This is a genomic window from Geodermatophilus sp. SYSU D00691, from assembly GCF_054050275.1.
In genome coordinates, this window is record NZ_JBJGYZ010000009.1 from 1 (window position 1) to 26,260 (window position 26,260).

The 26,260-nt window shown below is 73.3% G+C and carries 28 protein-coding genes and 1 pseudogene; 20 read left to right on the forward strand and 9 right to left on the reverse strand.

Translation table 11 applies throughout. The features are described 5' to 3' along the window. Positions 1–399: hypothetical protein (locus tag ACI797_RS08585; protein WP_456858203.1), on the reverse strand; the 399-nt coding region annotated here is incomplete at its 3' end. Positions 400–609: 210 nt separating this feature from the next. On the opposite strand from ACI797_RS08585, the gene ACI797_RS08590 reads away from it, so the two are divergent. After that, positions 610–798 (forward strand): hypothetical protein, encoded by a 189-nt coding sequence (locus ACI797_RS08590; RefSeq protein WP_456858204.1) that lies wholly within the window; start codon positions 610–612, stop codon positions 796–798. 3 nt (positions 799–801) lie between these two features. Here the strand turns inward: ACI797_RS08590 and ACI797_RS08595 are convergent, their stop codons facing one another. Beyond that, a complete protein-coding gene (locus tag ACI797_RS08595) occupies positions 802–1,293 on the reverse strand; it encodes a hypothetical protein (protein WP_456858205.1) in 492 nt (163 codons plus the stop codon). Positions 1,294–1,398: 105 nt separating this feature from the next. Here ACI797_RS08595 and ACI797_RS08600 point away from each other — a divergent pair, with 105 nt between their 5' ends. From ACI797_RS08600 to ACI797_RS08615, 4 genes are all read left to right on the forward strand, one after another. Next, the gene (locus tag ACI797_RS08600) at positions 1,399–1,797 is read left to right on the forward strand and encodes a hypothetical protein (protein WP_456858206.1); all 399 of its coding nucleotides are present in this window, start codon (positions 1,399–1,401) and stop codon (positions 1,795–1,797) included. A 54-nt stretch (positions 1,798–1,851) separates the two neighbouring features. Continuing rightward, complete coding sequence (locus ACI797_RS08605; protein WP_456858207.1) at positions 1,852–2,481, forward strand: hypothetical protein; 630 nt, start codon at positions 1,852–1,854, stop codon at positions 2,479–2,481. A gap of 312 nt (positions 2,482–2,793) precedes the next feature. Beyond that, on the forward strand, positions 2,794–3,471 hold the full coding sequence (locus ACI797_RS08610; RefSeq protein ID WP_456858208.1) for an SDR family NAD(P)-dependent oxidoreductase: 678 nt from the start codon (positions 2,794–2,796) through the stop codon (positions 3,469–3,471). Positions 3,472–3,589: 118 nt separating this feature from the next. Next, on the forward strand, positions 3,590–4,600 hold the full coding sequence (locus tag ACI797_RS08615; RefSeq protein WP_456858209.1) for an aldo/keto reductase: 1,011 nt from the start codon (positions 3,590–3,592) through the stop codon (positions 4,598–4,600). A 99-nt stretch (positions 4,601–4,699) separates the two neighbouring features. Here the strand turns inward: ACI797_RS08615 and ACI797_RS08620 are convergent, their stop codons facing one another. Next, positions 4,700–5,614: a LysR substrate-binding domain-containing protein gene (locus tag ACI797_RS08620; RefSeq protein ID WP_456858210.1), complete on the reverse strand. Its 915-nt coding sequence runs from the start codon at positions 5,612–5,614 to the stop codon at positions 4,700–4,702. 146 nt (positions 5,615–5,760) lie between these two features. Here ACI797_RS08620 and lon point away from each other — a divergent pair, with 146 nt between their 5' ends. Beyond that, positions 5,761–8,115, forward strand: coding sequence for an endopeptidase La (gene lon, locus ACI797_RS08625; protein WP_456858211.1), 2,355 nt, complete (start codon positions 5,761–5,763; stop codon positions 8,113–8,115). Between the two features lie 229 nt (positions 8,116–8,344). Here the strand turns inward: lon and ACI797_RS08630 are convergent. Then, positions 8,345–8,978 (reverse strand): annotated as a pseudogene (locus ACI797_RS08630) (IS256 family transposase); the annotation flags it as partial. Then, positions 8,864–9,115 carry an SET domain-containing protein-lysine N-methyltransferase gene (locus ACI797_RS08635; RefSeq protein WP_456858341.1) on the reverse strand — a complete coding sequence of 84 codons (252 nt, stop codon included), beginning with the start codon at positions 9,113–9,115 and terminating at the stop codon, positions 8,864–8,866. The gene ACI797_RS08635 and the pseudogene ACI797_RS08630, both read right to left, overlap by 115 nt. Before the next feature lie 188 nt (positions 9,116–9,303). Between ACI797_RS08635 and ACI797_RS08640 the strand changes: the two genes are divergently transcribed. Next, complete coding sequence (locus ACI797_RS08640; RefSeq protein ID WP_456858212.1) at positions 9,304–9,729, forward strand: response regulator; 426 nt, start codon at positions 9,304–9,306, stop codon at positions 9,727–9,729. 1,971 nt (positions 9,730–11,700) lie between these two features. Here the strand turns inward: ACI797_RS08640 and ACI797_RS08645 are convergent. Together ACI797_RS08645 and ACI797_RS08650 are read right to left on the reverse strand one after the other, a co-directional pair. After that, the gene (locus tag ACI797_RS08645) at positions 11,701–12,915 is read right to left on the reverse strand and encodes a sensor histidine kinase (RefSeq protein WP_456858213.1); all 1,215 of its coding nucleotides are present in this window, start codon (positions 12,913–12,915) and stop codon (positions 11,701–11,703) included. 155 nt (positions 12,916–13,070) lie between these two features. Next, positions 13,071–13,742 carry a response regulator transcription factor gene (locus tag ACI797_RS08650; RefSeq protein WP_456858214.1) on the reverse strand — a complete coding sequence of 224 codons (672 nt, stop codon included), beginning with the start codon at positions 13,740–13,742 and terminating at the stop codon, positions 13,071–13,073. Between the two features lie 242 nt (positions 13,743–13,984). Between ACI797_RS08650 and ACI797_RS08655 the strand changes: the two genes are divergently transcribed. From ACI797_RS08655 to ACI797_RS08675, 5 genes are all read left to right on the forward strand, one after another. Continuing rightward, the gene (locus tag ACI797_RS08655; protein ID WP_456858215.1) at positions 13,985–14,920 is read left to right on the forward strand and encodes an ABC transporter ATP-binding protein; all 936 of its coding nucleotides are present in this window, start codon (positions 13,985–13,987) and stop codon (positions 14,918–14,920) included. Further along, entirely contained in the window at positions 14,917–15,723 is an 807-nt protein-coding gene (locus ACI797_RS08660; protein ID WP_456858216.1) for a hypothetical protein, read from the forward strand. The genes ACI797_RS08655 and ACI797_RS08660 overlap by 4 nt, the downstream gene beginning before the upstream one ends. A gap of 42 nt (positions 15,724–15,765) precedes the next feature. After that, a complete protein-coding gene (locus ACI797_RS08665; RefSeq protein ID WP_456858217.1) occupies positions 15,766–16,476 on the forward strand; it encodes a hypothetical protein in 711 nt (236 codons plus the stop codon). Positions 16,477–16,615: 139 nt separating this feature from the next. Then, positions 16,616–17,200, forward strand: coding sequence for a hypothetical protein (locus tag ACI797_RS08670; RefSeq protein WP_456858218.1), 585 nt, complete (start codon positions 16,616–16,618; stop codon positions 17,198–17,200). A 72-nt stretch (positions 17,201–17,272) separates the two neighbouring features. Further along, complete coding sequence (locus ACI797_RS08675) at positions 17,273–18,196, forward strand: CPBP family intramembrane glutamic endopeptidase (RefSeq protein WP_456858219.1); 924 nt, start codon at positions 17,273–17,275, stop codon at positions 18,194–18,196. Positions 18,197–18,391: 195 nt separating this feature from the next. On the opposite strand, the gene ACI797_RS08680 is transcribed toward ACI797_RS08675, so the two are convergent. Beyond that, entirely contained in the window at positions 18,392–18,967 is a 576-nt protein-coding gene (locus ACI797_RS08680) for a TetR/AcrR family transcriptional regulator (RefSeq protein WP_456858220.1), read from the reverse strand. Positions 18,968–19,077: 110 nt separating this feature from the next. Here ACI797_RS08680 and ACI797_RS08685 point away from each other — a divergent pair, with 110 nt between their 5' ends. The 8 genes from ACI797_RS08685 to ACI797_RS08720 all read left to right on the forward strand — a co-directional run bounded on the left by ACI797_RS08685 (position 19,078) and on the right by ACI797_RS08720 (position 24,909). Then, positions 19,078–19,461, forward strand: coding sequence for a hypothetical protein (locus tag ACI797_RS08685; protein WP_456858221.1), 384 nt, complete (start codon positions 19,078–19,080; stop codon positions 19,459–19,461). Next, positions 19,458–20,396: an alpha/beta fold hydrolase gene (locus tag ACI797_RS08690; protein ID WP_456858222.1), complete on the forward strand. Its 939-nt coding sequence runs from the start codon at positions 19,458–19,460 to the stop codon at positions 20,394–20,396. Before ACI797_RS08685 ends, ACI797_RS08690 begins: the two co-directional genes overlap by 4 nt. Continuing rightward, positions 20,393–20,767, forward strand: a complete 375-nt coding sequence (locus ACI797_RS08695; RefSeq protein ID WP_456858223.1) for a cupin domain-containing protein — start codon at positions 20,393–20,395, stop codon at positions 20,765–20,767. Before ACI797_RS08690 ends, ACI797_RS08695 begins: the two co-directional genes overlap by 4 nt. Further along, positions 20,755–21,273, forward strand: coding sequence for a MarR family winged helix-turn-helix transcriptional regulator (locus ACI797_RS08700; RefSeq protein ID WP_456858224.1), 519 nt, complete (start codon positions 20,755–20,757; stop codon positions 21,271–21,273). The genes ACI797_RS08695 and ACI797_RS08700 overlap by 13 nt, the downstream gene beginning before the upstream one ends. A gap of 16 nt (positions 21,274–21,289) precedes the next feature. Further along, complete coding sequence (locus ACI797_RS08705; RefSeq protein ID WP_456858342.1) at positions 21,290–21,472, forward strand: response regulator; 183 nt, start codon at positions 21,290–21,292, stop codon at positions 21,470–21,472. A gap of 331 nt (positions 21,473–21,803) precedes the next feature. Beyond that, complete coding sequence (locus ACI797_RS08710; RefSeq protein ID WP_456858225.1) at positions 21,804–23,051, forward strand: acyl-CoA dehydrogenase family protein; 1,248 nt, start codon at positions 21,804–21,806, stop codon at positions 23,049–23,051. Between the two features lie 89 nt (positions 23,052–23,140). Beyond that, a complete protein-coding gene (locus tag ACI797_RS08715) occupies positions 23,141–23,857 on the forward strand; it encodes an SDR family NAD(P)-dependent oxidoreductase (protein WP_456858226.1) in 717 nt (238 codons plus the stop codon). A 56-nt stretch (positions 23,858–23,913) separates the two neighbouring features. Next, entirely contained in the window at positions 23,914–24,909 is a 996-nt protein-coding gene (locus ACI797_RS08720; RefSeq protein ID WP_456858227.1) for an AraC-like ligand-binding domain-containing protein, read from the forward strand. Between the two features lie 248 nt (positions 24,910–25,157). Here ACI797_RS08720 and ligD read toward each other — a convergent pair whose 3' ends face one another. Continuing rightward, on the reverse strand, positions 25,158–26,225 hold the full coding sequence (ligD, locus tag ACI797_RS08725) for a non-homologous end-joining DNA ligase (protein WP_456541598.1): 1,068 nt from the start codon (positions 26,223–26,225) through the stop codon (positions 25,158–25,160). Between the last annotated feature and the right edge of the window lie 35 nt (positions 26,226–26,260).

Sequence of the window (26,260 nt, forward strand, 5' to 3'; positions counted from 1 at the left end):
GGCGTCTAGTAACTGGTAGGGGGCGTAGAGCGGCAGCCCCCGGTAGTCGCGGTTGTTGTTGTCCGGCCCGTTGAAGGGGCGGCCGGCGGTGCCGGCCGGCAGCGCCAGGGGCTCGGCGCGCCAGGCCTGGACGGTGATCGTCTCCGGCTCGGCCTCCGCCGCGAGGCGCGCCTGCTCGGCGTGCCAGGCCGCCCGCGAGCGGCGCCAGTGGCGGATCACGACGTCGAGCCCGAGGAGGACGGCGACCCCGACGCAGACGGTGAACACCGAGTGGACGACGGCAGTGGCGACGTCCAGGGCGGTCAGCCGGGGCCAGCCGATCTCCTCCAGGCGCGCCCCGACGAGCTCCACGACCACGTACAGCAGCCCGTAGACCAGGAACGGGATCCGCACGTCCACCTCCTCTCCTCGCTCGACGGTGGAGCAACGACAGGTCGGTGCCCCGGCGAGAGCCGGAGAGGGGCGGAACCGCCACGGCGTCACCCGTCCGGGTGACCGCCGCCGTCTTGCGGTGATCGTGCGGTTCCCGCGCGGCAGGCGTGCGGTGCGGCCCGCAGGCTCGTCGGTGACCGGGACGGACCCGGCCCGCCCCGACGACAGGAGTCCCCGATGCCCCCCGCCACCGCCTTCGCCCCCGTCGCCCGCCCGCGGCTGGCCGCCACGAGCTTCCTGCCCGCCGACGAGCGCAGCCGCGCGGTGCTCGCCCGCGCCGTCTCGGTGGCCTTCGCGATCCGGACCGACGCCGACGCGCAGGGTGCCCACGACCTCGACGTCACGGCGATGCTGCTGGCCCGGTGACGCTCAGCGGTTGATCTCGACCAGGAGCACCCAGGCGTTGGCGCTGGCGCCCGCCATGCCGGTCACCAGGGCGACCGCCAGCCAGTAGAGGCCCCCGCCGGCGCCGGCGAGCAGGCTGACCGCGCACGCCGCGAGCGCCGCCGACGGCACGAGCAGGAGCACCGGGGCGACCAGCCGCCGACGTGACGTCCCGGACGACGTCCCGCCGCGCAGCAGCGGAACCAGCGCGGCGACCACCAGCAGCAGCCCGACGGCCCCCAGCTCCGCGGCCAGCGCGCCGACCGGCTGGCCCGGTACCAGGACGCACACGCCGGCCGCGAGCAGGCCGACGAGCAGGCCGAGGGTCCGCGCCGCGCGCCCGGGCAGGTCGGGGAACTCCAGCACGCGGGCGAGGTTGATGGAGACCGCCACGAAGAGCAGCCCGGTCAGCGCGGCGCACGCGCCGACCGCGGCGACGGCGAGATCCGACCAGGCCTCGGGGCGGTACGGCTCCACGTCCGCATCCTGGCCCGCGGGGACCCGTCCCCGGGACGGTTGAGGGCCTCAAGTCTTTTCCCCGGATCGGTCACGCAGCCTCCGGCAGCCGCCGATACGAGAGGCGTGACGAACTCCGGTGACACGCAGGTGCTGCCCCGCATCCCGGTTCCCGGCGCGGCCGGGCCGGCGCCCACGGTGGCGCTGACCATCGCCGAGCCGGCGCCGGTCCCGGTCCCGGTCCCGGTTCCGCAGCAGGCCGCGGCCCCGGCGACCGAGACCCTCGCCGCGGACGAGGCCGCCGCGGAGGAGGCCCCCGTGGAGGAGGCCCCGGCCGAGGCGGCTGCCGCCGAGGACGCTCCTGCCGAGGAGGGGGCCGAGGCGGTCGTCGAGATGATCGCGGGGCCGCCCGTCGAGTCGCACGAGCGCATCTACGAGGAGGCCATGGCGACGATCGCCGCGCTGGCCAGCAGCTGGGCCTCGGCGGTGGAGCGCACCACGGGTCGCCACCGCTCGGCCGCCTGAGGGACCCGCGCGCGCAGGCCCCCGCTGTGACCCGGGTCACGGCTAGCCTGCCTCATGGCCGCCATCCCGGACTCCATGCCGGTGCTGAGCCGGGGGAAGCACAAGCACCCGTCGCGCGGCGCCTGCTTCCTGGAGTACACGTCGCTCATCGCCGGTGAGCGCTTCAGCGACGCACCCGCCTGCGTCGACCGCGAGCTGGCCGCCGTCCTGCGGCACGCCAACGACCTGCTCACCGATGCCGACCGCCCGCGGCTCGTCCCGCTCCTGGGCCGGGCGGTCGGGCTCGTCGTCCCGCCGCCGACCGCGGCCGACGGCTGGCACCCGCCCGCCGGCATGACCGCCGACCGGATCGACGACGCGGTCGGCGCCTACGCCCGGACGACGGCGGCGCTGCACCGCCGCGTGGCCTCCCGGTTCCTCGCCGCCATCGGGTACGTCCCGTCCGCCGAGGAGCACCGCGAGTACGACGACGGCCGCGACCTCGACCGCTTCTTCTGGTTCCTCATGCAGCGGCCGGTGGCGGTGCGCTCGTCCGCCGACTACGTGGGCCGGTTGGTCGACCGGCTCGTCCTGCTGCACGAGAGCTTCGAGGAGGCGCTCGCCGAGCTGGGCCTGCGGCAGCCCGAGGTCGTCGTCCCGGTCCCGCGTGCACCGAGCGGTGTGACCGAGACGATGCCCGGCTGACCTACCGGTCGCCCGACCGCGACCCTCGGTTCACTGCGGAGCGCGCCCCCGTCCTGTCCGCCCAGGCCGGGGGCGCTGCCGTTCCCCGCCGCGCCCGAGGCAGTGGTCGTGCCCCGGTCGGTCATGAGGTCCCGTCATGGGACATGGAATTGGACTCCGTGCCGGAGTGCCGGTTGGTTGTGGCTGCCAGGTGACCGACCGGCCGTTGCAGGAGGAGCGTCATGACGCCTGTCCAGTCGTTGGCCGCGCCCGTCGCCATCGCCCCCAGGCGGAGCCGGACGTGACGGCGGGTCGACGGTGAGGGACGCCGGTGTGGCAGTGGTGACCGGTGCCAACCGCGGGATCGGCCGGGAGGTCGTGCGCCGCCTGGCCGCTCGAGGGGTCACCACGGTCCTGGGCGCGCGCGACCCGGGCCGGGGGGAGGAGGCCGCCCGGGGGATGACCGGTCCGGTCGTGGTCCGCCCGCTCGAGGTGACGGACCCGGACAGCGTCGAGGCGCTGGCCGAGTGGGTGCGCGCCGAGCACGGGGGGCTGGACGTGCTGGTCAACAACGCAGGGGTCGACTACGACACCTGGCAGAGCGCCGTGGAAGCCGATCTGACGGTGGTCGCCGACGCGCTCGCGGTCAACACCGTGGGGGCCTGGCGCACCACCGTCGCGCTCGGGCCGCTGCTGCGTCGCGGCGGGCGGGTGGTGAACGTGTCCAGCGGCGCCGGCTCCTTCGGGGAGACCGACGGTGCCGGCGGCGTGCCCGCGTACTCGGTGTCGAAGGCGGCGCTGAACATGCTGACGGTGAAGCTCGCCGCCGACCTGCGGCCGCGTGGTGTGCTGGTCAACGCCGTCTGCCCGGGCTGGGTGGCCACCGACATGGGCGGGCGGGGTGGTCGCCCGGTCGCCGAGGGTGCCGCCGGCGTCCTGTTCGCGGTCGATCTCCCCGATGACGGTCCGACCGGTGGCTTCTTCCGCGACGGCCGCCCCATCCCCTGGTGACCGCTCGGCGCCGCCGGCCGCCATTCCGCATCGCTATCGGGTCGCGCATTGGACAGTGCGGTCGGCCGCGCGCTGGACTGCGGCGCACCGGGAGAGGACCAGGGAGAGGACGGCGGCCATGACGGAGGCCCCCACCCACTCCGGCGTCGTGCCGCGCCGCAGGCTCGCCGATCTCGAGGTGTCGGCCGTGGGCTACGGCGCGATGGTCCTCACGGGCCTCTACGGAGGGACGACGGAGCAGGGCGCGGGCGATGTCGTCCGCGCGGCCGTCGACAGCGGGGTCACCTTCCTGGACACCGCCGACGCCTACGGCGACGACGGCCTGGCGGAGCGGCTGCTCGCGCCGGTGCTCCGGACCCGCCGGGACGACGTCCAGCTGGCCACGAAGTGGGGCATCGCGACCGACCCGGCCCGGCCCGCGCGCCGCCGCCAGGACACCAAGTGGGACAACGACGTCCTCGTCGACGCCCGGCCCGAGCGGGCGCGGCCGGCGCTCGAGGCCAGCCTCCGCCGCCTCGGCGTCGACGCCGTCGACCTCTGGTACCTGCACTGGACCGACCCTGGCGTGCCGATCGAGGACAGCGTCGGGGCCATGGCCGAGCTGGTCGCCGCCGGCAAGGCCGGACACCTGGGCGTCTGCAACACCACCGCCGACGAGCTCCGTCGTGCCCATGGCACGCACCCGATCACCGCCGTCCAGAGCGAGTGGTCGCTGTGGACCCGCGGCATCGAGCGCGAGGTCCTCCCGGTGGCACGCGAGCTCGGCATCGGCGTCGTGCCCTGGGCCCCGCTGGGCAGCGGTTTCCTCACCGGCACGGTGACCGAGGTCGGTGACGGTGACTTCCGGCGCCACCACCCGCGGTTCCGGGGTGGCAACCTCGCGGTCAACCGCGAACGCTTCGCGCCTCTCGGTGACCTCGCGGAGGAGAAGGGCATCACCCCCGCACAACTGGCTCTCGCCTGGCTGCTCCACCAGGGGGCGGACGTCGTCCCGATACCCGGCACCCGCAGCACGGTCCGCGTCGCGGAGAACGCCGCCGCGGCCTCGGTCCGGCTGTCCGCGGAGGATCTGCGCCGGATCGAGGCCATCGCTCCTCCCGATGCGGCCGCCGGGTCGGCGCTGCTCTGATCCGGCGATCCGACCGGCGGCGATGAGCGACCTGCCGGCCGGACCACCGCCGCGCAGGCTTCGTCGCCGGGCTCGTCCCAGGGGGCGTGATCGCGGCGGTCAGACCGCGCCGGGAGCAGCTCCCAGGGTGGCGGCCGCCGCGATGCAGCTGAGCACGAAGTCGTGCACCTCGCGGCGGGGGTCCCCGTCCCGCCAGGCGACCGCCAGCTGGCCGGGTGGGATGCCGCGCACGGGGCGGACGACGAACTCGGGCCTGCGGTAGATCTCGGCGTTGCCGGTGGTGATCAGCGCGACGCCGTCGCCCCGGCCGAGCGCCTCCACCGTCTCCTCGGGGCCGTGCACGACGGTGCCGACCCGGATCGGCCGGCCGGCGCGCGCGTCGGCGGCCAGCCAGAAGTCCCGCTGGGCGCCGGTGGACTCCGGGAGCGCGAGGAAGGGCTCGTCGGCGAGGTCGGTCATGGTGAGCTCGGTGCGGGCGGTCAGCGGGTGGTCGACCGGGAGCGCGACGGACCGCGCTTCGGTGAGCAGGACCCGGTGGCGCAGGCCGTTGTCCGCGGGGATGGGCAGCCAGCAGAACCCGACGTCCGTGGTGCCGTCCAGCAGGCCGACGGACGGGTCGTCGAACGGGATCTGCCGCAGCTCCACGCGGAAGCCGGGGTGGCGCTCGCCGAACGTGCGCAGGACCGCCGGGAGCAAGCCTCGGCCCAGGCCGATGGTGAGCCCGGCGACGAGGGTCTGGCTGGCCGCGGCCAGCGCGAGGGCGACCGCGTGCCGGGCCTCGTCCCAGGCCGCGACCACGTTGCGGGCGTGCGGCACGAGGGCTCGACCGGCCGGGGTCAGCACCACCCCCGCGGGCCGCCGCTCGAACAGCGGGGTGCGGAGGTGCTGCTCCAGGGCGCGGATCTGCCGGCTGAGCGCCGGCTGCGACACGAACAACCGCTGCGCGGCGCGGGTGAAGTGCAGCTCGTCGGCGACCGCGAGGAAGTACCGGAGATCGCGCACGTGCACGTCCACGGGGCATGGCTACCACCGCGGAGCGGAGGGGGACAGGGCCGCGTCCCGGCCGCCCGGCTCCGCTGTGGGCGAACGCCGGCATGCGGCGCGCCGGGCCCGCGTTGTCCGCGCGACCGGTGAGAGGACACCGGCTCGTGGAGGACGTGATGAGCAGTACCGAGAACCTGCCGCTGGTGCCGCTGGACGACGTGGTCGTCCTGCCCGGCATGGCGGTCCCCCTGGACCTGAGCGAGGCCGAGGTGCGGGTCGCGGTCGAGGCCGCGCGCTCCGCCGACGGCTCGGCGCGCGTCCTGCTGGCGCCGCGGCTGCACGGCCGGCACGCCGCGGTCGGCGCGATCGCCGCCGTGGAGCAGATCGGCCGGCTGCCGAGCGGGCAGCCGGGCGCGCTGGTGCGCGGCCTGGCCCGCGCCCGGATCGGCGCCGGGGCGAGCGGCCCCGGCGGTGCCCTGTGGGTCGACGTCACCCCGATGGCCGAGGAGGTCGACGGCGAGCGGACCAAGGAGCTCGCCCGCGAGTACAAGGGCCTGGTCGTGTCCGTGCTGCAGGCGCGCGGCGCCTGGCAGTTCACCGACGGCGTGCAGCGGCTCAGCGACCCGGCCGAAGTCGCCGACACCGCCGGCTACGCCTCCTACCTGACGGCCGAGCAGAAGCTCACCCTGCTGGAGACGGCGGACGTCGCCCGGCGCCTGGAGCTGGCCATCGGCTGGGCGCGGGAGCACCTGGGCGAGCTCGACGTCGCCGAGACGATCCGCAAGGACGTCCAGGAGGGCATGGAGCGCCAGCAGCGGGAGTTCCTGCTGCGGCGGCAGCTGGACGCGATCCGCAAGGAGCTGCGCGAGCTGGAGGGCGGCGACGGCGACGAGCCGGCCGACCTGCGCTCCCGCGTGGAGGCCGCCGTCCTGCCCGAGCACGTCCGGCAGGCCGCCCTGCGCGAGGTCGACAAGCTCGAGCGGACCTCCGAGCAGTCCCCGGAGGCCGGCTGGGCGCGCACGTGGCTGGACACCGTCCTGGAACTGCCGTGGAACGAGCGGACCGACGACGCGTACGACGTGGTCGGTGCCCGGGCGGTGCTCGACGCCGACCACGCCGGCCTCGAGGAGGTCAAGGACCGGATCACCGAGCACCTGGCGGTGCGCAAGCGCCGTGAGGAGCGCGGCCTCGGCGTCGTGGGCGGCCGGCGCAGCGGCGCCGTGCTGGCCCTGGTCGGCCCGCCGGGGGTCGGCAAGACCTCGCTGGGGGAGTCGGTGGCCCGCGCGATGGGCCGTTCGTTCGTGCGCGTGGCCCTCGGGGGCGTGCGTGACGAGGCCGAGATCCGGGGCCACCGCCGCACCTACGTCGGCGCGCTGCCCGGCCGCATCGTCCGGGCCGTCCGCGAGGCCGGGTCGATGAACCCCGTCGTGCTCCTGGACGAGGTCGACAAGCTCGGCAGCGACTACCGCGGCGACCCCGCGGCCGCCCTGCTGGAGGTCCTCGACCCCGCCCAGAACCACACGTTCCGCGACCACTACCTCGAGGTCGAGCTGGACCTCTCCGACGTGGTCTTCCTCGCCACGGCCAACGTGCTCGAGGGCATCCCCGCCCCGCTGCTGGACCGGATGGAGGTCGTGCGGCTGGACGGCTACACCGAGGACGAGAAGCTGGTCATCGCCCGGGACCACCTCCTGCCGCGCCAGCTCGAGCGCGCCGGGCTGACCGCCGAGGAAGCCACGGTCACCGACGACGTGCTGCGGGCGCTGGCCGCCGAGCACACCCGGGAGGCCGGCGTCCGCGACCTGGAGCGCCAGCTCGCGCGGCTCCTGCGCAAGGTGACCACGCGCCTGGCCACCGGTCCCGGTCCGGTGGTCGTCGACCGGCCCCTCCTGCGGGAGCTGCTGGGCCGGCCGCGGTTCACCCCGGAGCCGGCCGAGCGGACCGCGGTCCCCGGCGTGGCCACCGGGCTGGCGGTGACCGGAACCGGCGGTGACGTGCTGTTCGTGGAGGCGTCGCTGGCGGATCCGGAGACCGGCGGCACCGGGCTGCGGATGACCGGGCAGCTCGGCGACGTGATGAAGGAGTCGGCGCAGATCGCGCTGTCGTTCCTGCGGTCGCACGGGGCGGAGCTGGAGCTGCCGGTCTCCGACCTCCGGGAACGCGAGGTGCACGTGCACGTGCCCGCCGGGGCGGTACCCAAGGACGGGCCCAGTGCCGGTATCACCATGGTGACCGCGCTGGCATCCGCGCTGTCCGGGCGGCCGGTGCGCAGCGATGTCGCCATGACCGGCGAGGTGTCCCTCACCGGCCGGGTGCTGCCCATCGGCGGGGTCAAGCAGAAGCTGCTCGCCGCGCACCGCGCCGGGATCAGCACGGTGCTGCTCCCGGCCCGCAACGAGCCCGACCTCGACGACGTCCCGGAGGCCGTGCGGGCGGCGCTCAGCGTCCACCTGGTCGGTGACGTCCGTGACGTCGTCGCCCTCGCCCTGGAGCCGGCCGCCACCACCGCGGCGCCCTCGCTCGCCGCATGAGCCGAGGCGTGCCCGCCGCGGACCGGTAGGTCGCCCAGCTACGTCGCCCCGGCCGTACCGACCGGAGCCCCCGGTCGGTACGGCTGGTCCCGGACGGCGGTGGTCCGGATCAGGCGTCTTCGCCGGCGGGGCGCCTGGCGCGGCTGGGCTGCACGCGCATCGGCTCGCCCGGCATCTTCGGGGTGCGAAACTGCTACCGCGACCACCGGTCACGGTAGCCGCGCTCGCTGCTGGGGAAGACGCCGACCACATCGGTGCGCCCTTTGATCTCCTCGTTCAGCCGCTCCAGCGGACGGCTCGACCAGATCAACTTCGGCGTGCGCGACGGGGAAGCCGGGGAAGGCCAGCAGGTCGTCCTCGGCCACGCGCGGCATCGCCTCCACCTGCGGGAACTGCCGGCCGAGCAGGCCGGCGATGACGTCGAGCTGGGAGTGCACGTGCTCCGCGTCCTGCCGGGCGAAGGTCGTGCGGATCGCTGCGGCGACCATCTCGGCGTTGCCCTTCGGGACCCGCGCCAAGACGGTGCGCATGACGTGCACCCGGCAGCGCTGCGAGGCCGCCCCCAGCAGCACCGCGGCGATCGCGGCCTTCAGCCCGGTGTGGGCATCGGGGACGACCAGCTGCGTGCCGGCCGATCCGCGGGCCTCGAGCGTGCGCAGGAACGCGGTCCAGAACGCGCCGTCCTCGTTGTCGCCGACGGCGAAGCCGAGGACCTCGCGGTGCCCGTCGGCGGCCACGCCGGTGGCGATCACCACCGCCTGGGAGACCACCCGCCGGTCGACGCGGGCCGTGCAGCAGGTGGCACCGACGAGCACGTGCGGGAAGGCCTGCTCGGCCAGCGACCGGTCACGGAATGCGGCGACGACCCCTCGTCGTCGTCGAACATCGCGTAGTCCGTGGTGAGCTCCTCGCCGGCGTCGACGTCCCGCATCGCCCCCAGGACGACGTTGCCGGCGACGCCGACGTCGGGCTCGCAGGAGTGGTTGACGAAGAGCACCACGGCCTCCTACTCGTCGTCCTCCAGGCCACGAGGTGGAGGTCGCCTGTGATCTGGCTGTCATGAGGCGGGAGCGGGGCACTCGACCGCGCCGTCGCGATCCGGGTGGGCTGGCCTCCTCCCGGTTGGGTGCCTGCACCAAGGACAGGCGTCCGAAGAGGCGGGAGACTGCCTTCGGAGGTGATGTCGGGGTGGCCCGGGTGCGGGTGCTGATCGTCGATGACCAGGAGCCGTTTCGGCGGGCGGCGGCGGCCGTCGTCGAGCTGACCGATCCGTTCGTCGTCGTGGGGGCGGCCGAGTCGGGGGAGGACTGCCTGGCCGCGGTCCCCGGACTGCGGCCGGACCTGGTGCTCATGGACGTCGGGCTGCCCGGGATGGACGGCATGCAGACGGCTCGGCGCCTGTCGGCGCTGGGTCGGCCGCCGGTGGTCGTGCTGGTGTCGACCCGCGACGAGGAGGAGTTCGGCGACGAGGTGCGGGCGTGCGGTGCTGCGGCCTACATCAAGAAGTCGGAGTTCGACGCCGCACGGCTGGCCGCGGCGTGGGCGCTCGGGTCGAGCGGCAGCACGGCCCGGACCTCGGTGTCCCCGTCACCGAGGTCGCCCTCCTCCAGCTGACCTCCCACCGCCTGGACGCGGTCGAGAACCTGCTGGCGATCGGCCAGCTCGCCGAGCTTCCGGCCGCGGACGGTCAGATGCAGGTGGCCGTCCGCCATCCGGAGGGTCACGTGCGAGCCCGGCGCAACGGCGTCGACGGCGCGGAGGGTGCAGTAGTAGGCGGCGGTCTCCACCGACGGATCCAGGTGAGCGGGCACGTCCGGGTCGATGGTGACGGTCGTGAGGCCGGGGAACCGGGCGACATGGCTCTGCACCGCCGGTCCTAGGCCACGCCGGACGAGCATGGGAGGCAGGACACCGGCGGTGATCCGCCGCAGTGCGTCGATCGCGCGGGTCGTCGTCTGTTGCAGCCCTTCCAGGGTGCGCCGGGCGGCGGCTGGATCGTCCGCCATGCGGTTCTCCACGTCGGTGAGGGCGGCGGGCAGTGGCCGCAGATGCACGGCCACATCCGTGCGGATGGACGTGGAGATCCGCTCGCGTTCGGTGTCGGCGGCGGTCAGCAGCCGCCGCCGCGACGCCTGCAGTTCCGCTCGGTGAGCGTTGAGGACCTCCGCCCGCCGGTGCAGGGCGGCGGTCAGCCGCATGTTGTGGAACGCGAGGGCGACCTCGGTGGTGAGCTCGTCGAGCAGTCGGCGCTGTCCGCGGGTGAGTGCGTGGCCGCGGCGCAGACCGAGCTCGATCCGACCCAGCACCGCGTCGGGATCGATCACCGGCAGCACCACATCCGCCCGGTGCTCGGTACCGGGCGGCCAGCTGGCACTGCGTTCACCGCCGTTCGGCATCGCGATGGTGGTGCGGGCGCTGCGGGCGCCGACCGCCAGTGCGCTGCACCGCGCCGCCAGCTCCAGGAGATCGCCGTCGGCGAGCCGGCCCGCGGCGAGCTGGCGGCAGAGTTCGGCGAGGTTGTCGTAGGGCGTGGCCCGCTCGCCGTAGACCATCCGGTCGGCGAACCGGTTCACCTGACGACGCAGCGGCTGGAAGGCGAGGGCGACGAGCACGTAGGCGAGCAGCGACGGCCACACGGCGGACGAGGGGCCGGCCAGCAATGTGCCGATGGCCACGACCGCGGTGACGTAGCCGACGGTGACGAACACCGCCAGGATCGCCAGGCGCACCGTGCGGCCGATGATCAGGTCGATGTCGTAGAGCCGGTAGCGCAGCACGGCGAATCCGGTGGCCACCTGGAACGTGAGATAGCTCAGGTAGAGCAGCTGCTGCAGGTACCACCGCTGCGGGGCCTCGGGCCCACGCACGAGGGTGTCGACCATGATCGCCGCCACCGCGAGGGCCACCGTGGCCGCCGCCGCCGCCATCCAGCGGAGTTGCTGGCGCTCCTCACCTGTGGCGCGACGCAGCCGCACCGCCAGGGCCACGGCGCTGCCGACCAGGCCCACGGTCATGGCGTGCTGGCCGCTCTCCGCGAGCGCGATGGCGCCGGAGCCGGCGTCGACGGCCGCGGTGGCGCCGAACCGACTGGGCGGCACGAGGAGCAGGCCGGTCGAGGCGACCGCGAAGCCGCCGATCAGCAGGACGACGACCGGCCACCAGCGGGCGGAGGGCAGGCGACCCTCGGGAACCGACAGCAGCACCAGCCCGAGCAGCGTCAAGGCGTACGAGGCGCCGAGCAGCGATCCGGTCCATCCGGCGAGCTGCCCGACGGACTCCGGCAGCGGCAGATCGCCGGGCAGGATCGCCAGGGCCAGCGCTTGAGCGGTCAGGCCGACGGCCGCTCCGAACTGGCCGATGCAGAACAGCCACCCGATGCGGTGCCGGGGATGCCGGTCCACGATGGCGGCCCCCACGACGGCGCCGATCACGACGGCGAGGCTCACGGTGGGGAAGGGCTCGTCGAGGCTCTCCGGGGCGAACAGGGGGATACCGCCGGCCATCAGCAGTCCGATCTGGGCGGCGGAGACGAACCCGGTGAGCGCGCAGAGGGTCCACGCCCACCGACGGGCTGCCGTGCCGGCCTCAGCCACCGCGTCCATCCGGGACCACTCGGCGGAGGACCGGGATGCAACCGGTCAATCGGGTGCCGCTACCCGGGCGGCTGTCCACCGTCAGCGTTCCGGCGAGTGACTCGATGCGGTCCCGCATGCCGGCCAGCCCCGACCCGTCGGCGACGACCGCGTCGTCGAACCCGGCCCCGTCGTCCACCACCTCCAGGCGCAGTTCACCAGGCCGCGCGGACAATCGGACGTCCACCCGGGTCGGCTGTGCGTGCTTGACCGCGTTCTGCACGGCCTCGAGGCAGCAGAAGTAGGCAGCGGACTCCACTTCGGCTGGGAACCGCCGCCTCGTCTCGTCCGCCAGGTGCACCGGGACGGGGCTGGTCGACCACGCTGCCTCCAAGGCCGCGGCCATGCCGGATTCGGCGAGCAGTTGCGGGTAGATGCCGCGCGACAGCAGCTCGAGCGTGGCCAGGGCGATCTCGGCGGCGGGGCGCAGTTCCCTGACCAGGGACGCCGCTCGCGGCGGGTCATGAGCCCCCACCGTGGCCGCCAGTCCGAGGCTCACCGTGAGGGCCACCAGGTGCTGCTGTGCCCCGTCATGGATGTCGCGCTCGAGTCGACGGCGGGTGGCGTCGGCAGTGGCGACGATCCGCTGCCGGGATGCCTGCAGCTCCACTGAGCGCTCGACGGTCTCCTCGATGTGGCGCTGCAGGCCCGTCCTGAGCGTGAGGTTGCGCAGTGCGAGGCCGGCCGAGGCCAGCAGGTCGCCCAGCAGGCGCTGCTCGACCGGGCTCAGCGGGTCGGCAGGCCTGGTCGGTTCGCGGACGACGTGGCCGATGACCTCGCCGGCCTGCCGGATCTCGTGACGATGCGTCGCCGGGGCGTTCAGCGGGATGGGATCCGCGTCGGCGGGCCAGCGCGCGGCCAGGTCCTCACCTGCCGATCCGTCGCCCTGGAGCCACACCTCGACCCGGCTCGCGCTGGTGGCCTCGGCGAGCAGCCGGGCCATGCGAGGCGCCAGCTGATCGGTGGCGACCAAGCCGGTCACCTGCTGCGTGAACTCGGCGAGGGCGTCGTAGGGGGAGATGGTCCATCGGCGGGACAACGCACGCCGGAGCGGCTCGAAGGTCACGGCGACGACCGCCGTGGCCAGCACGGCCAGCGGCACGTTCGGCGGCCGGCTGCCCAGGAGTGCTCCGCCGCCGAGCACGAGCAGCCAGTAGACGGCCAGCACGTAGCCCGCCAAGCAGACGGCGATGACGAGCCGCGCACCGACGGTGGTCCGGGGGTGCCGGTCGCCGTGGGCCACGCTCGCAGTGTGCGCGGGTGGCCGGAGGAGGGATAGGGCTCCTGGCCGCACGGACGAGGGGTGCTGGCACCACCCCTCGCTCAGGCGGGCGGAGCGGCCTCGAGGAAGCGGAGCACGGCCAGCACCCGCCGGTTGACGTCCGGTTCCTCGCGCACCCCGAGCTTGGCGAACAGGGCGTTGGTGTGCTTCTCGACGGCTCGTTCGCTCACGAACAGGGTGCGCGCGATGGCGGCGTTGCTCTTGCCGGTGGCCATCTCGCGAAGCACAGCGAGCTCCCGCTCGGACAACGCGGCCAGGGGGGAGCGGTCCTGTTCCTGCCGGCGGGCCACGAGCGTCTCCACGACCTGCGGGTCCAGGGCGGACCCGCCCCGGCAGACCGCCTGCAGGGCGGCCACGAGATCATCGAGGCGGCCGATCCGTTCCTTGAGCAGATAACCCATCCCCGCCACGCCCCCGGACAGCAGTTCGACGACGTCGGCCGGCTCGGCGTACTGCGACAGGACGACGACGCCGGTGCCGGGATGGTCGCGGCGGATCTGCCTCGCGGCAGCCAGGCCCTCGTTGGTCCAGGTCGGCGGCATGCGGACATCCGTGAGCACGGCGTCGGGTGTGGTCGCCGCGACTGCGCGCATGAGCGCCGGCCCGTCTTCGGCCAGGCCCACGACCTCCACGTCGCCGGCCTCGGCGAGCAGTGCCGCGGTGCCCTGCCGGACGAGGAAGTTGTCGTCGGCGAACACCACCCGCAGGGCCATTCCGAGACGGTATCGGCACGGGCGGCCGGCATCCCTCCTCCGTGTCGTGGAGGACGACCCCCCGCGGTAGGGCAGCCCCCCGCGACGGTCGGTCGGCCTCCGGGAGCTGTGGTGCTCGCAGGCTGCTCCTGGTCCGCCGCCGTTCCTAGCGTCCCCTCCAGATCGGGCCTCTGTTCCGGGCGAGGCCGCGACCGCAGGACCGGTCCACCGACCGGGCCGCCGGAACTCACTCAGGAGCCACCATGATCGAGATCCGCAACCTGACGAAGGTCTACGGCCCGACCGTCGCCGTCGACGGCCTCACCGTCACGATCCGGCCGGGGGTCGTGACCGGGTTCCTGGGTCCGAACGGCGCCGGTAAGTCCACGACGATGCGGGCCATCGTCGGGCTGGACCGTCCCACCAGCGGAGAGGCGCTCGTCGGAGGACGGCGCTACGCCGAGCACGCGGCGCCCCTGCGTGAGGTCGGGGCGATGCTCGAGGCCAGGGCCGCACACCCGGGTCGCAGCGCGCTGGCCCATCTGCGCGCGCTGGCCGTGACCAACGGCATCGGCCGGGCCCGCGTGGACGAGGTCGTCGACATGGTCGGTCTGCGGGAGGCGGCCGACCGGCGGGTCGGTGGCTTCTCCCTGGGCATGGCCCAGCGGCTCGGCATCGCCGCCGCCCTGCTCGGGGACCCGGCGGTGATCCTGCTCGACGAGCCCGTCAACGGTCTGGACCCGGACGGCATCCGGTGGATCCGTGAACTGCTGCGCGGGCTTGCCGCGGAAGGGCGCACCGTCTTCATCTCCTCCCACCTGATGAGCGAGATGGCGTTGACCGCCGACCACCTGGTCATCCTCGGCCGCGGCCGGCTGATCGCCGACGTCTCCATGGAGGAGATGACCGCCTCGGCCACCGGTCAGGTGCGGGTCCGCACTTCTCGATCCGACGACCTGGCCCGCCTGCTCGGTGCCGACGGCGGAACCGTGGCACGCCTGGAACCCGACGTCCTGGCGGTGACCCGGCGTACCAGCACGCAGATCGCCGAGACCGCGCTGGCGGCCCGGATCCTGCTGACCGAGCTGACCCCGGTCCACGCCTCCCTCGAGGACGCCTACCTGGCGATGACCCAGCACGACGTCCAGTTCCGCGCCACCACCCCCGACCACACCGACCCCGGGAGGGCCGCCGCATGACCGCCACCACCGACCGCCCTCGCACCGAGCCCACAGCCGCGGCCGGCATGCGCGTGACCCCGACCCGGGTGCTCGCCGCCGAGACGATCAAGCTCCGCAGCCTCCGCTCCAGCCGCTGGCTCCTCGCCATCAGCGTCCTCAGCATCGTGGCCGCGGGCGTCACGCCGGCCCTCGGCGTCCTCCTCGCCGGCATCCCGCCGGCCGGCGGCGGCACAGACCCGACCGGTGGTGCGCTGACCGGGGTCAGCTTCACCCAGCTGCTGGTCGCCGCGCTGGGAGTCCTGATCGTCACCAGCGAGTACGTCACCGGGCTGATCCGGGTCACCTTCACCGCGGTGCCGCGGCGACTGCCGGTTCTGTGGGCCAAGGCCGCCGTCGTGGCCGTCGTGACCTTCGCCGCGACGCTGACCGCCGCGCTCGTCGCCTTCTTCACGGGGAAGGCCGTGCTCGCGGCAGCGGATGTGACGATCTCGCTCACCGCGCCCGGCGTGCTGCGCGCGGTCGTGGGGTCGGCCCTCGTGCTCGCCCTCACCGCGGTGCTCGGAGTGGCGTTCGGCTCGCTGCTGCGCAGCGCGATCGGCGCCGTGGCCGCGCTGTTCGGCGTCCTGTTCGTCCTCCCGCTCCTGGGCATGCTCCTTCCCCAGCTCGACCCGTACCTGCCCGGCAACGCCGCTGCGGCGGTCATGCAGACCGGCTCCGCAGGGGGAGGCCTGTCCCCGTGGGTCGGGCTCGGCGTCTTCGCCCTCTACGCAGCCGCTGCCCTGACCGCCGCCGCCGTCGCCCTCGTCCGACGCGACGCCTAGTCCCTCACCCAGCCGTGCCCCCACCAGTCACTGGAGCGCACCATGACCACCACCTACAGCCCGGGCGCCACGCCCGGTGCAGAGCTTCGGCCACGGCGGTACACGGCCCTGGCCGTCGTGGGATCCATCATGATCCTCATCGGCGGGATCGCCGGCACGGTCGCCGCCGCCGTGCTCGTCGCCTTCGGATCGAGCGGCACGCTGGACTCCGGACGCAACCAGGTGTCCACACCCACCACAGCCCTGGTCACCGACGTCGCGAGCATGGAGAACGTCCATGGCATCGGCGGCGTCACCGGATGGCCCACGCTGCACATGTCGGCCACCAGCGCCGGTCCGGCCGGGGTCTTCATCGGCATCGGCCCGGCCGACGCGGTGGCCGACTACCTGTCCGGCATCGCCGTCGATCGGGTCACCGACTTCTCGGTGAGCCCCTTCGAACTCCAGGTGTCCCGCGAACCGGGCACGGGGCAGGCCACTCCGCCGGCCGACGAGGACTTCTGGGTCGCCTCGGCGACGTCGCACTCGACCGCCGACCTCACCTGGCCCGTGCAGGACGGTGACTACCGGCTCGTCGTGATGAACGCCGACGGCAGCAGCGGGCTGACGAGCCTGGCCCAGGTGCAACTCGAACTGCCCAACGCCTTCCCGCTCTCCCTCGGCGTGCTGGCGGGCAGCGGGGTCGTCGCCGCAGTCGGTGTCGGGCTCGTGACGGTGGCGATCACGCGCAGGCGCGGGCCCACGACCCCGTGAACGGCAGACGCCGCTCCGGTGAGGTCTTCACCGCCGAACCGGCGCCGGCGCCCCTCGCCCACAGGCAGCCATCGACCCGAACAGGAGCACACCCGTGACCACATCCATGCCTCAGCCGGCACGTCCACCGTCGGCTGCGATGCTCGTGCCGCAGTTCTTCATCAGGCAGCGGATCACCGTGATGGTCAACCGCTACGAGATCCGGGCCGCCAACCCCGACGGCGGCGAGGGCCACCTGTTGGCGTTCGCCGAGCAGAAGCGGTTGAAGCTGAAGGAAGAGGTCGACTTCTTCGCCGACGAGACCAAGACGCGGCGGGTCTTCTCCTTCCGGGCACGGAATCGTCTCGATGTCCACGCCGATCACGACGTCTTCGACGAGAACGGCGTCGTCCTCGGCTCGTTCAAGAAGGACTTCGCCGCGAGCCTGCTCCGCTCGACGTGGCGGCTCTCGGCGCCCGGCATCGACGCCATCGGGCAGGAACGCCGTCCGCTGATCGCCATCCTCCGTCGGATCTGGGACTTCATCCCCTACCTCGGCGAGATCTGGGTGCCCTTCGTCTTCCACTTCGACTTCGTGGACAGGAACACCGGTCAGCCGGTGCTGATCAGTGAACGGCAGAAGGCCGTCGGGGACCGGTACACGGTCACCGCCCCCGATCCACGGCTCGACTTCCGCGTCGCCGCCTGCACGGCCGTCGCGCTGGACGCCCTGCAGAGCCGCTGACGCAGCAACGGTGCCGCGCGCACCAGCCCACGGCACCGCGACCGCCCGCCCGTCCACGAACAAGGAGCCGTCATGAACCGCATCGACCCGTTCCCCGCCGGCGCCGAACCCCGCCGGAACATCGCCGGACGCCACCCGCTCGCCGCCTTCCTCACCCTCGCCTTCCTGATCGGCGTGCCGGGGCTCGTCATCCCGCTGCTGGCCGGCATCCCGTTGCAGCCGTTCCTCCTCCTGCTGGTCTTCGTCGCCCTCCTGGGCTCCTCACTGCTGATCACCTGGAAGGCCGACGGCGCGGCCGGCGTCCGGAAGCTGCTGTCCCGGGTCGTGCAGTGGCGGTTCAGCGCCTGGCGCTGGGCCGTCATCCTCTTCGGGGTCCCGTTGCTCACCGTCGCGATCGCCGCCGTCTCCGGGACGCTGGTCAGCCCGGAGCGCGGCTGGGTCCCCGAGATCGGCTGGTACCTGTTCAACACGCTGGTCTTCGGCGCGCTCACCCTCAACCTGTGGGAGGAGACCGCCTGGGCCGGGTTCGCCCAGACCCGGTGGATGGCCCGCCACGGGCTCCTGATCGCCTCCCTGATCACCGCGGTGTTCTTCGCGGCCATCCACGTGCCGCTCCAGTTCGAAGGCGACCCCAGCGGATCCCAGATCCTCACCGGCATCGGGGTCGTCTTCGTGACCGCGCTCTTCGCTCGGTACCTCGTCGGCATGCACCTCCTCGCTACCGGTGGCAGCATCCTCGCGGTCGGCGTCCAGCACGCCTCCTGGAACGCCGCGCAGAAGATCGAAGCCGTCCAGGGCGGTGACTGGGACTGGCAGATGGTGACCGCCGTCGCGCTGCTCACCGTCGTCCTCGCCGTGGGTCGTCGGCTTCACCGGCCCGAGACCCACCCGATCGGACCGGAGGCCGAAAAGGCAGCCGCGGCACAGTGGATCGCCCCCGTCCGGCCACGCAGTCCGGCCCGGACCCACCCGGCGTCGACCACCGGCGTGAGGTAACCCACGTAACCGAGCGGTGCCATCGAGCCTCCCGCGGCGGATCTCGCGATCACACACGGAACCCGTTGCGCCACCCGCTCGTGCGGTGGCGCAACGGCCTGCGGGCTCGACGGCGCGCCGCCCGAGCGGGACAGGAGCCTGCTTGCCGAACCGGGTCGTCGAGCTGGCTCCCGGCCGTGACGACTCGAGCGGCACCTACCGGGCGGCTGCTCGGCCGGTGAGGCCGTGGGTGACCGAGCGTGCCAGGGTCTGGAGATCGGAGCCGGGGTCGGGGACGACCGCGCCGTCTCGCACCAGGGTGGCCAAGCCGTGCACCAGAGACCAGGCCGTGAGGGCGCGGATGCGGTCGGGGGTGCCGAACCGGGCGCGGGCGCCGTCACGGAGCAGCGCGGTGGTCCGGCTACGGGCGGCCACGACGTCGGGATCGTCGGTGCGGTAGAGGTCCGGTCGGAACATGACCGAGAAGTGGCCCGGGTGCCTGGCGGCGAAGAGCACGTACGCGACCCCGACCTCGGCGAAGTCGCCCGAGCGGGACGCCGTGTCCAGCGCCTCGGCCAGCAGTTCGTAGCCCTGCGCTGCCACCGCCGTCAGGAGGCCCGCCTTGTCCCCGAAGTGGTGCGCGGGAGCGGCGTGCGAGACGCCTGTCCGGCGGGCCAGGTCGCGGAGGCTGACGGCGGTCGGACCATGCTCGTCGATGACCTCCACCGCGGCCTCCAGCAGGGCGGGACGAAGGTTCCCGTGGTGGTAGGGCCGGCTGCTCGGGCGCGTCACGAACGCGAGCCTAACGGCCATATTGTCGTTGACAAGATTGACCGGTCAGGCCAACTTGTCGGCGTCAAGACGCCCTCTTCCTGGGAGTTCCGATGCCCACCCTGCCGTGGATGTCCCTGTCCGAGCCCCGTGCGACCGCACTGGTCATGGCTTCGCATTTCCGAGTTCGGCGCCTGCGGGACGTGCCGCGCTTCTTCCTGGACTCGATGCGCATCCACCGCCAGGTGCGCGCGGCTGACGGGGCGTTGGGCGTCTCGCTGGTCGCGCATCCGCTGCGCCGGGAGTTCCTCACGCTCAGCGCCTGGCGCGACCGTGCCGCACTGGAGGCGCTGGTACGCACGCAGCCGCACGCGGGCGCCGTGGTCCGGCACCGGCCGGCGATGGCCGGGTCGACCTTCGCGTTCTGGGAGGTTCCGGCGGACGGGCTGCCCGTGTCGTGGGACGAGGCCCGGCGGCGGCTGTCCGACGCGCGTGAGCAGAAGGCAGCGACATGAGCCACGTCCGGTACGAGGAGCCGCGCACCGTCGCCGTAGGCGACGTCGACCTCTGCTTCGACGCCTTCGGGGCCTGGGAAGACCCCACGATGCTGCTGATCATGGGGATGGGATTCCAGCTCGTCCACTGGCCGGAGGAGTTCTGCCGGCGGTTGGCTGCCGAGGGCTTTCGGGTCGTCCGGTTCGACAACCGCGACGCCGGTCGGTCCACGCACCTGCCGGGTCACCGGTACACGCTCGACGACATGGCCGACGACGCCGCCGGCCTGCTCGATGCGCTCGCGGTCGACTCCGCCCACGTCGTCGGGGCGTCGATGGGCGGCATGATCGCCCAGGTCATGGCCGTCCGGCATCCGGACCGCGTGCGGTCCCTGGCCTCGCTCATGTCCACGACCGGTCGTCGCGGCGCGGGCCGGACCTCGTGGCGGGTGCTGCGCCACCTGTTCGCCCGCCCGGCCAGGACCGAAGCCGAGGCGATCGAACGCCGAGTGCGCGTCTTCGCGTCCATCGGTTCCACGGCTTTCGCCCAGGACGTCGACGAGCTGCGGCGGGTCACCGCGCTGGCCCTCGCGCGTGATCCCGACGCCCGCGACGGGCGCCGACGGCACCACCGCGCGGTGCGCACCGCCGGTGACCGGACGGCCGCCCTGGGATCGGTTGCCGTGCCGACCGTCGTCGTCCACGGCACGGCCGACCGGATGTGCCACCCGTCGGGTGGGCGGGCCACGGCGGACGCCATTCCCGGCGCCCGCCTGGAACTCATCGCCGGGATGGGGCACGACCTCCCGCCCGGCGCGTGGCCGCGGCTGGTCGAGGTCATCACTGCCAACGCGCGGCGGAACGCTGCGGAACGGATAGACAACCTGGTTGACGACTCCTATGGTTGGTCAACCAGGTTGTCCGACTTGGGTTTCCGAGGAGGAGTTCGACGATGAGCCTCATCCGCCTGTCCGAGGCCCGCGTGGTGCGGACGCCGGCCGCGACCATGCGCACCTATGCCAGCCCGACCACCGCACGGCCTGCGCCCGTGGCCGTGTGGCGGACCGAGATGGCGCCCGGCGCCGCCGGGCCTGTCCACTCCGTGGACGTCGACCAGGTGGTCGTCGTCGTGGAGGGTGCTCTCGTAGCGGAGCTGGACGGCGCGCGGGAGCGGCTCGCCACCGGCGACTCGGTGCTGCTGCCGGCCGGCGCCGAGCGCCGCCTCGTCGCCGGCGACAGCGGTGCCGTCACGGTCACGTCCTCCGTCCCCGGCGGGAAGGCACGAGCGGCCGGCGCCGAGCCGGTGCCCGTGCCGTGGGCCCGCTGAACCCGGCGCAGGAGGTGCCGTCGGCGCCGCTGACCCCACCGGCACCTCCCGCCGACGCCGTACCGCTCGTCCGGTTGCTGGCCATGGCCTTGTCCACTGCGCTGGAGTCGCTGCACGCGGAACTGGCGTCGGCTGGGCATCCGGCCCTGCGGCCGGCGCACGGGTTCGCTCTCAACGCCATCAGCACCGGGGCGGACACGGCCTCGGCGCTCGCCGCACGACTGGGGATGACCAAGCAGGGGGCGGCGAAGCTGGTCCGGACGCTCGTGGCTGACGGTTACGTCCGGGTGGGGGCGGGGCGGGACGACGGGCGGCGAAAGCCGCTGCAGTTGACCGCCCGTGGCCGGGCTGCGGTGTCGGCGTCCGTGGCGATCCAGACGGACATCGAGCACCGCTGGGCCGACATAGCCGGAGCCGACGCCCTGGCGGGACTCCGGCGGGCCCTCGAGGACGTCGTCCTCTCCGAGAACGGCGGCGTCCTTCCCCCGGCCCGACCCCCGTGGTAGGCGGCGGACCGAGGCACTGTCGGACGAGGATGGCCTCGCCGTTGTCGGCGAGTGTGCGGACGGGTCCCAGGTGGTGGAGGCCGCTGCTCGCCTGCACCCCGACGTCCTGCTCATGGACCTGTCCATGCCGGCCAGGGACGGGTTGACGGCAACAGCAGCGCTGAGAGCCGCTCAACCCGGGGTTCGGGTCATCGCGTGACCGGGGAAGCCTCCGGAGCGCGCCCCGGGGCGGTACCTGCCGGGGCTCACGCCCTCGTCCCGAAGGGATCCCGCCTTCCTGCGTTGCTCAAGTGCCTGCGCACGGCCGCCGCGGGCGGTGCGGCCTGCCCCTCCTGCCGGTGAGTTGTCTCAACCTGAGTGTGCACCCACGTCCACGTCGCCATGCGCGAATCTCCACGTCAGGGCCCCAGCCGTCGGCACACCATGCCGCAACGGCGAACGTCGGCACCGGCGGCATCTTCGCCGACCACGACCGTCGTCGTCCGCAGGGATCGAGCGCCTCGCGGAGAACGGGAAAGGCCTGATGCAGGATGCCGCTCGCTTCCGCTCCCACCGCGCGTCAGGGCGAGTTGCGAACGAAGGCGCGGCGCTTCGCCGAGGACGTGCTGCGCGACGTCAAGGCGAGTGCGGAACAGCTGCCCACTCCTGCTGAGCGGTTCGCTGCGACGAAGCCGGCGTACGAGCAGCTGGTCTCCGGTGGCTTCCTCCGGGCGTGCATCCGGGAGACCGCCGGCGGCGACAGCTCGTGCCTCACCGACGTCGCCCTCCTCACCGAGGAGCTGTTCTGCGGCAGTCCCGGCGTTGCTCTCACGCTGGTCGGGACCGTGCTCGGCCTGCAGCCGGTGGTCGTCGGGGGAAGCCGGGAGCAGCAGTCGCGCCTGCTGGCCCCGTTCCTCACCGGGCACGGAGCACCGCTCGCGGGGTTCTGCTCCTCCGAGCCCGGCGGCAGCGCGAACGCCGGGTCGCCTGCTCCTGGGGAGGGTGTGCGCACCGCCGCCCGCGTCGACGGCGACGACTGGATCATCAACGGGCGCAAGAGATGGGTCTCGTCGGCCACCGGTTGGGACGGCAGCGGGGCGGACCTGTTGTGCGTCGTCGTGCGGACCGACCCTGCGGTTGCGCCGGTAGAAGGGGTGTCGGTCCTCGCCGTCGAGGGACCAGTCGACGGTCTGGTCCTCGAGGGCGTCATCGACTCACCCGGGTTCCGCGCGCACTTCCTGCCGGACTTCTCCTTCCAGGCCGTGCGGACCTCCCGCCGGAACCTGATCGGCCGGGAGGGGGCAGGCCTCCGGCTGGTGTCCGAGTCCTTCGCCGATGCGTCCGCACTCGTCGGTGTCGTGGGGGTGGCCCTGATGCGGGCGGCCTTCGACCACGTCCTGCAGTTCGCGAAGTCGGAGCGGCGTGGCGGCGCGGTGCCGATCATCGACCATCAAGCGGTCGGGTACGAGCTGGTGAACGCCAAGGTGCGGATGGAGGCCTGTCGGTCCCTCACCTGGCGTGCCTGCCGGGCCATCGACGCGGGGAGCGTCGCGGCCGCCGAGCTCGCGAACTGCGCGAAGGTCTTCGGTTCCGAGACCGCCGTCAGCGTCATCACCGACCTCACACGAGTCGTCGGCGTCGAGAGCTACGACCTCTCCAACCCGCTCAACGGGCTGCTGCAGGACGCCCTCGCCCTCCCTGTCTTCGGCGGGGGAAACCTCGGCGTGCGCCGACGTGCGCTGCACGCCGTGATCCAGAGCGCGGAGTACGACCCGCTCAGCTCGTCCGACGTTCCCTGAACCTCGGGCGCTCCACACGGCGGCCCGCAGGCCGGCCACACCAGCTCCTCCAGATGGGAAGCGCGATGACATCCACCAAGACAGCGATCGTGACGGGAGCCTCGAGCGGCCTGGGCTTCGCCGTCGCCGAGGCGTACCTGAAGCTCGGCTACAACGTTGTCGGCAACGCCCGCACCCTGGCCAGGCTGGAGGACGCCGCGGCCGCCCTCGGCAACCCCGCCAACTTCCTCCTCGTCGAGGGCGACATCAGCAGGCCGGAGACGGCCGCCACGTTGTTCGCGCGGGCTGTCGAGCAGTTCGGCAGGGTCGACATCCTGATCGCCAACGCGGGCATCTTCATGGCGAAGCCGGTCGTCGACTTCTCCGTGGACGACGTCGAGGCCATGCTCGACACCAACGTCAAGGGCTTCGTCTACCCAGCCCAGGAGGCCGCCCGCCATATGACGGCGAACGGGTCCGGCCACATCCTCGCTGTCACCGCGTGCATCGCGCTGCAGCCCAACGTGAAGCTGCCCTGCTTCATGACCGCCGTCACCAAGGGTGCGCTGGACCACGCGGTCAGGGCTCTGGCGTTGGAGCTCGCCGGGTCGGGGGTCCACGTGAACGCGGTCGCTCCGGGCGTCATCGACACCCCGCTCCTGCCGCGCGGTGAGGAGAACTGGGCGTTCTTCCGGACGCTCGCCCCGAACGGGAAGACCGGTGTGCCACAGGACGTCGTCGACGCCGTCCTGTACCTCACCGGCTCGGACTACGTGACCGGTGCCGTGCTGACCGTCGACGGAGGCTCCACCACCGGCGTCTGGTGACGGACGGCCGCGTGCACGGGATAGTACGTCGGCATCGAGCGCGGTTGGGGTGAGCCATGGAACTGACCTGGTCGACCGAGGGCCTGGCGCCCAAGGACCAGTTCGCCTACTGGGCTGACGTCGTCTGCGAGGCGTGTGCTCCGCTGGCGCCGGTGCGCACCCGGCAGCACCTCAGCCGGAGCCGTTGGGGTGAGGGCCTGACCGGCTGGGTCCGGGCCGAACGGCTGGCGGACTCAACCCCGACCGAGGTCGTCTCGTGCACCCAGCGGCTGACCCACGGACCGGCCGAGGTCCGGCGCGGCCGCGACGAGCAGATCTTCGTGAACCTGCAGCTGGACGGAACGGGTCGCGGCGAGCAGGACGGACGCAGGTGCGTCGTGCCGCCGGGGTCGTTCGCGGTGTTCGACACGACGCGGCCCTACGTGCTCGAGTTCGACGAGTCGCCCGACGGCTCCCCGTGGCGGGTCCTGTCCTTCAAGATCCCCCGGGAGCAGATGCTGCCGTTCATCCCGCAGCCGGCCCTGCGGACCGCATGCACCATCGATGCCCGGTCCGGGGCCGGCGCGGTCGCCGCCGACATGATGAGGAGCCTCTGGCGCTCGCGGGCACAGCTGAGCCCCGCATCACGTCTCGCCCTCGACCACGCCTGCACCGAGGTCATCGCCAATGCGCTCGGGGCGTTCGAGAAGGACGGTGACGACCGCAGCTCTGTCGACGACGCGTTGCGGGCGTCCATCGCCCGCTTCGTGCACGAACGGCTGCCGCACGGGCAGGTGCTCGCCGTCGAAGCGGCCCGGCACGTCGGCATCTCCGTCCGCAAGCTCCACCAGCTGTACGACGGACACGAGACCACGTTCGGCGCCACCGTCCGCGACCTACGCCTCCAGCGGGCGGCCCGTCAGCTGGAGATGCAGGGCCCGCACGTCACCGTGACGGACGTGGCGAATCGCTGGGGCTTCTGCGATGCCTCGCACCTCAACCGGGCGTTCAAGGCCAGGTACGGGATGAGCCCGACGGCCTACCGCGAGTCTTCCAACGCCACTGTCACCTGACCAGCAGCGCGCCGGACGTCCGGCGGGCCGCCGGACGTCGCGCACGGCGACCCTGTGCCCAGACGGCGGCCGGACGACCGGATCAGGGCGCGGAGGCGGAGCATGCCGGTGTGGGACGTGGCCAGCCGCCCGCCACATGAGCAGTTCGGGTACTGGTGAGAGGTCATCTGCGAGGCGTTCGTGCCCCTCACGCCTTCCCGGATCGGCGATGAGCTGAGTGCCGCCGTAGCCCTCCGAGCGGCCCCGGATCACTCGTCTTCGCTGGTGGAACGCTTGGCGCGGCTGGGCTGGACACGCATCGGCTCGCCCGGCATCTTCGGGTAGTCCGGGGGATAGGGGAGGTCGCCCAGCCCCTGGTCGGCCGCCTGCCGCTCGGCCAGCTCCAGCAGCGGCTCGATGCCGAACGAGTGCTCGGAGATGCCGGCGTGCTTGTCGCCGACCTCCCGGAAGCGCTTGGGCATGGTGAGGACGTCGAAGTCGGTGGGGTGGACGTCGGCCAGCTCGTCCCAGTCCACCGGCGCGGAGACCGGTGCGTGCGGCTTGGGCCGGATGGAGTACGCCGAGGCGATCGTGCGGTCCCGGGCCATCTGGTTGTAGTCGATGAAGATCTTCTCGCCGCGCTCCTCCTTCCACCACGACATCGTCACGCGGTCGGGCAGCCGGCGCTCAAGCTCGCGGCCGAAGGCGATCACGGCGCGCCGCACCTCGGGGAAGGTCCAGCGCGGCTGGATCGGCACGTAGATGTGCACGCCGCGGCCGCCGGAGGTCTTCGGCCAGCCCTGCATGCCGAACTCGGCGAGCAGCTCGCGCACGTGCGGGGCCACCCACACGGCGTCGGAGAAGTCGGTGCCCGGCTGCGGGTCGAGGTCGATGCGGATCTGGTCGGGCTGCTCGACGTCGGACTTCGACACCGGCCACGGGTGGAAGGTCAGCGTGCCCAGGTTGGCGCACCAGGCGACCACCGCCACGGAGTCGGGCGCGATCTCGTCCGCCGTCCGCCCGCTCGGGAAGGTGATGTGCGCGGTCTGCACCCACTCGGGCGCGTTCTTGGGCACCCGCTTCTGGTAGAAGGCGTCCCCGGTGTTGTCCACCCGCGTCGACAGCCGCGCGCCCTCGAAGACGCCGCCGGGCCAGCGCTCCAGCGTGGTCGGCCGGTCGCGCAGCGCGTGCAGGATCCCGGGGCCGACCGAGACGAAGTACTCGACGACGTCGATCTTGCGGATGCCGCGCTCGGCGAAGTAGGGCTTCTCGGGGTTGGAGACGCGCACCTCGTGCCCGTCGATCTCCAGGACGACGGCGTCCTTGCTGGCGGCCATGGGCGCTCCTTTCCTCGGGCGGCGCGGCCCGTCGG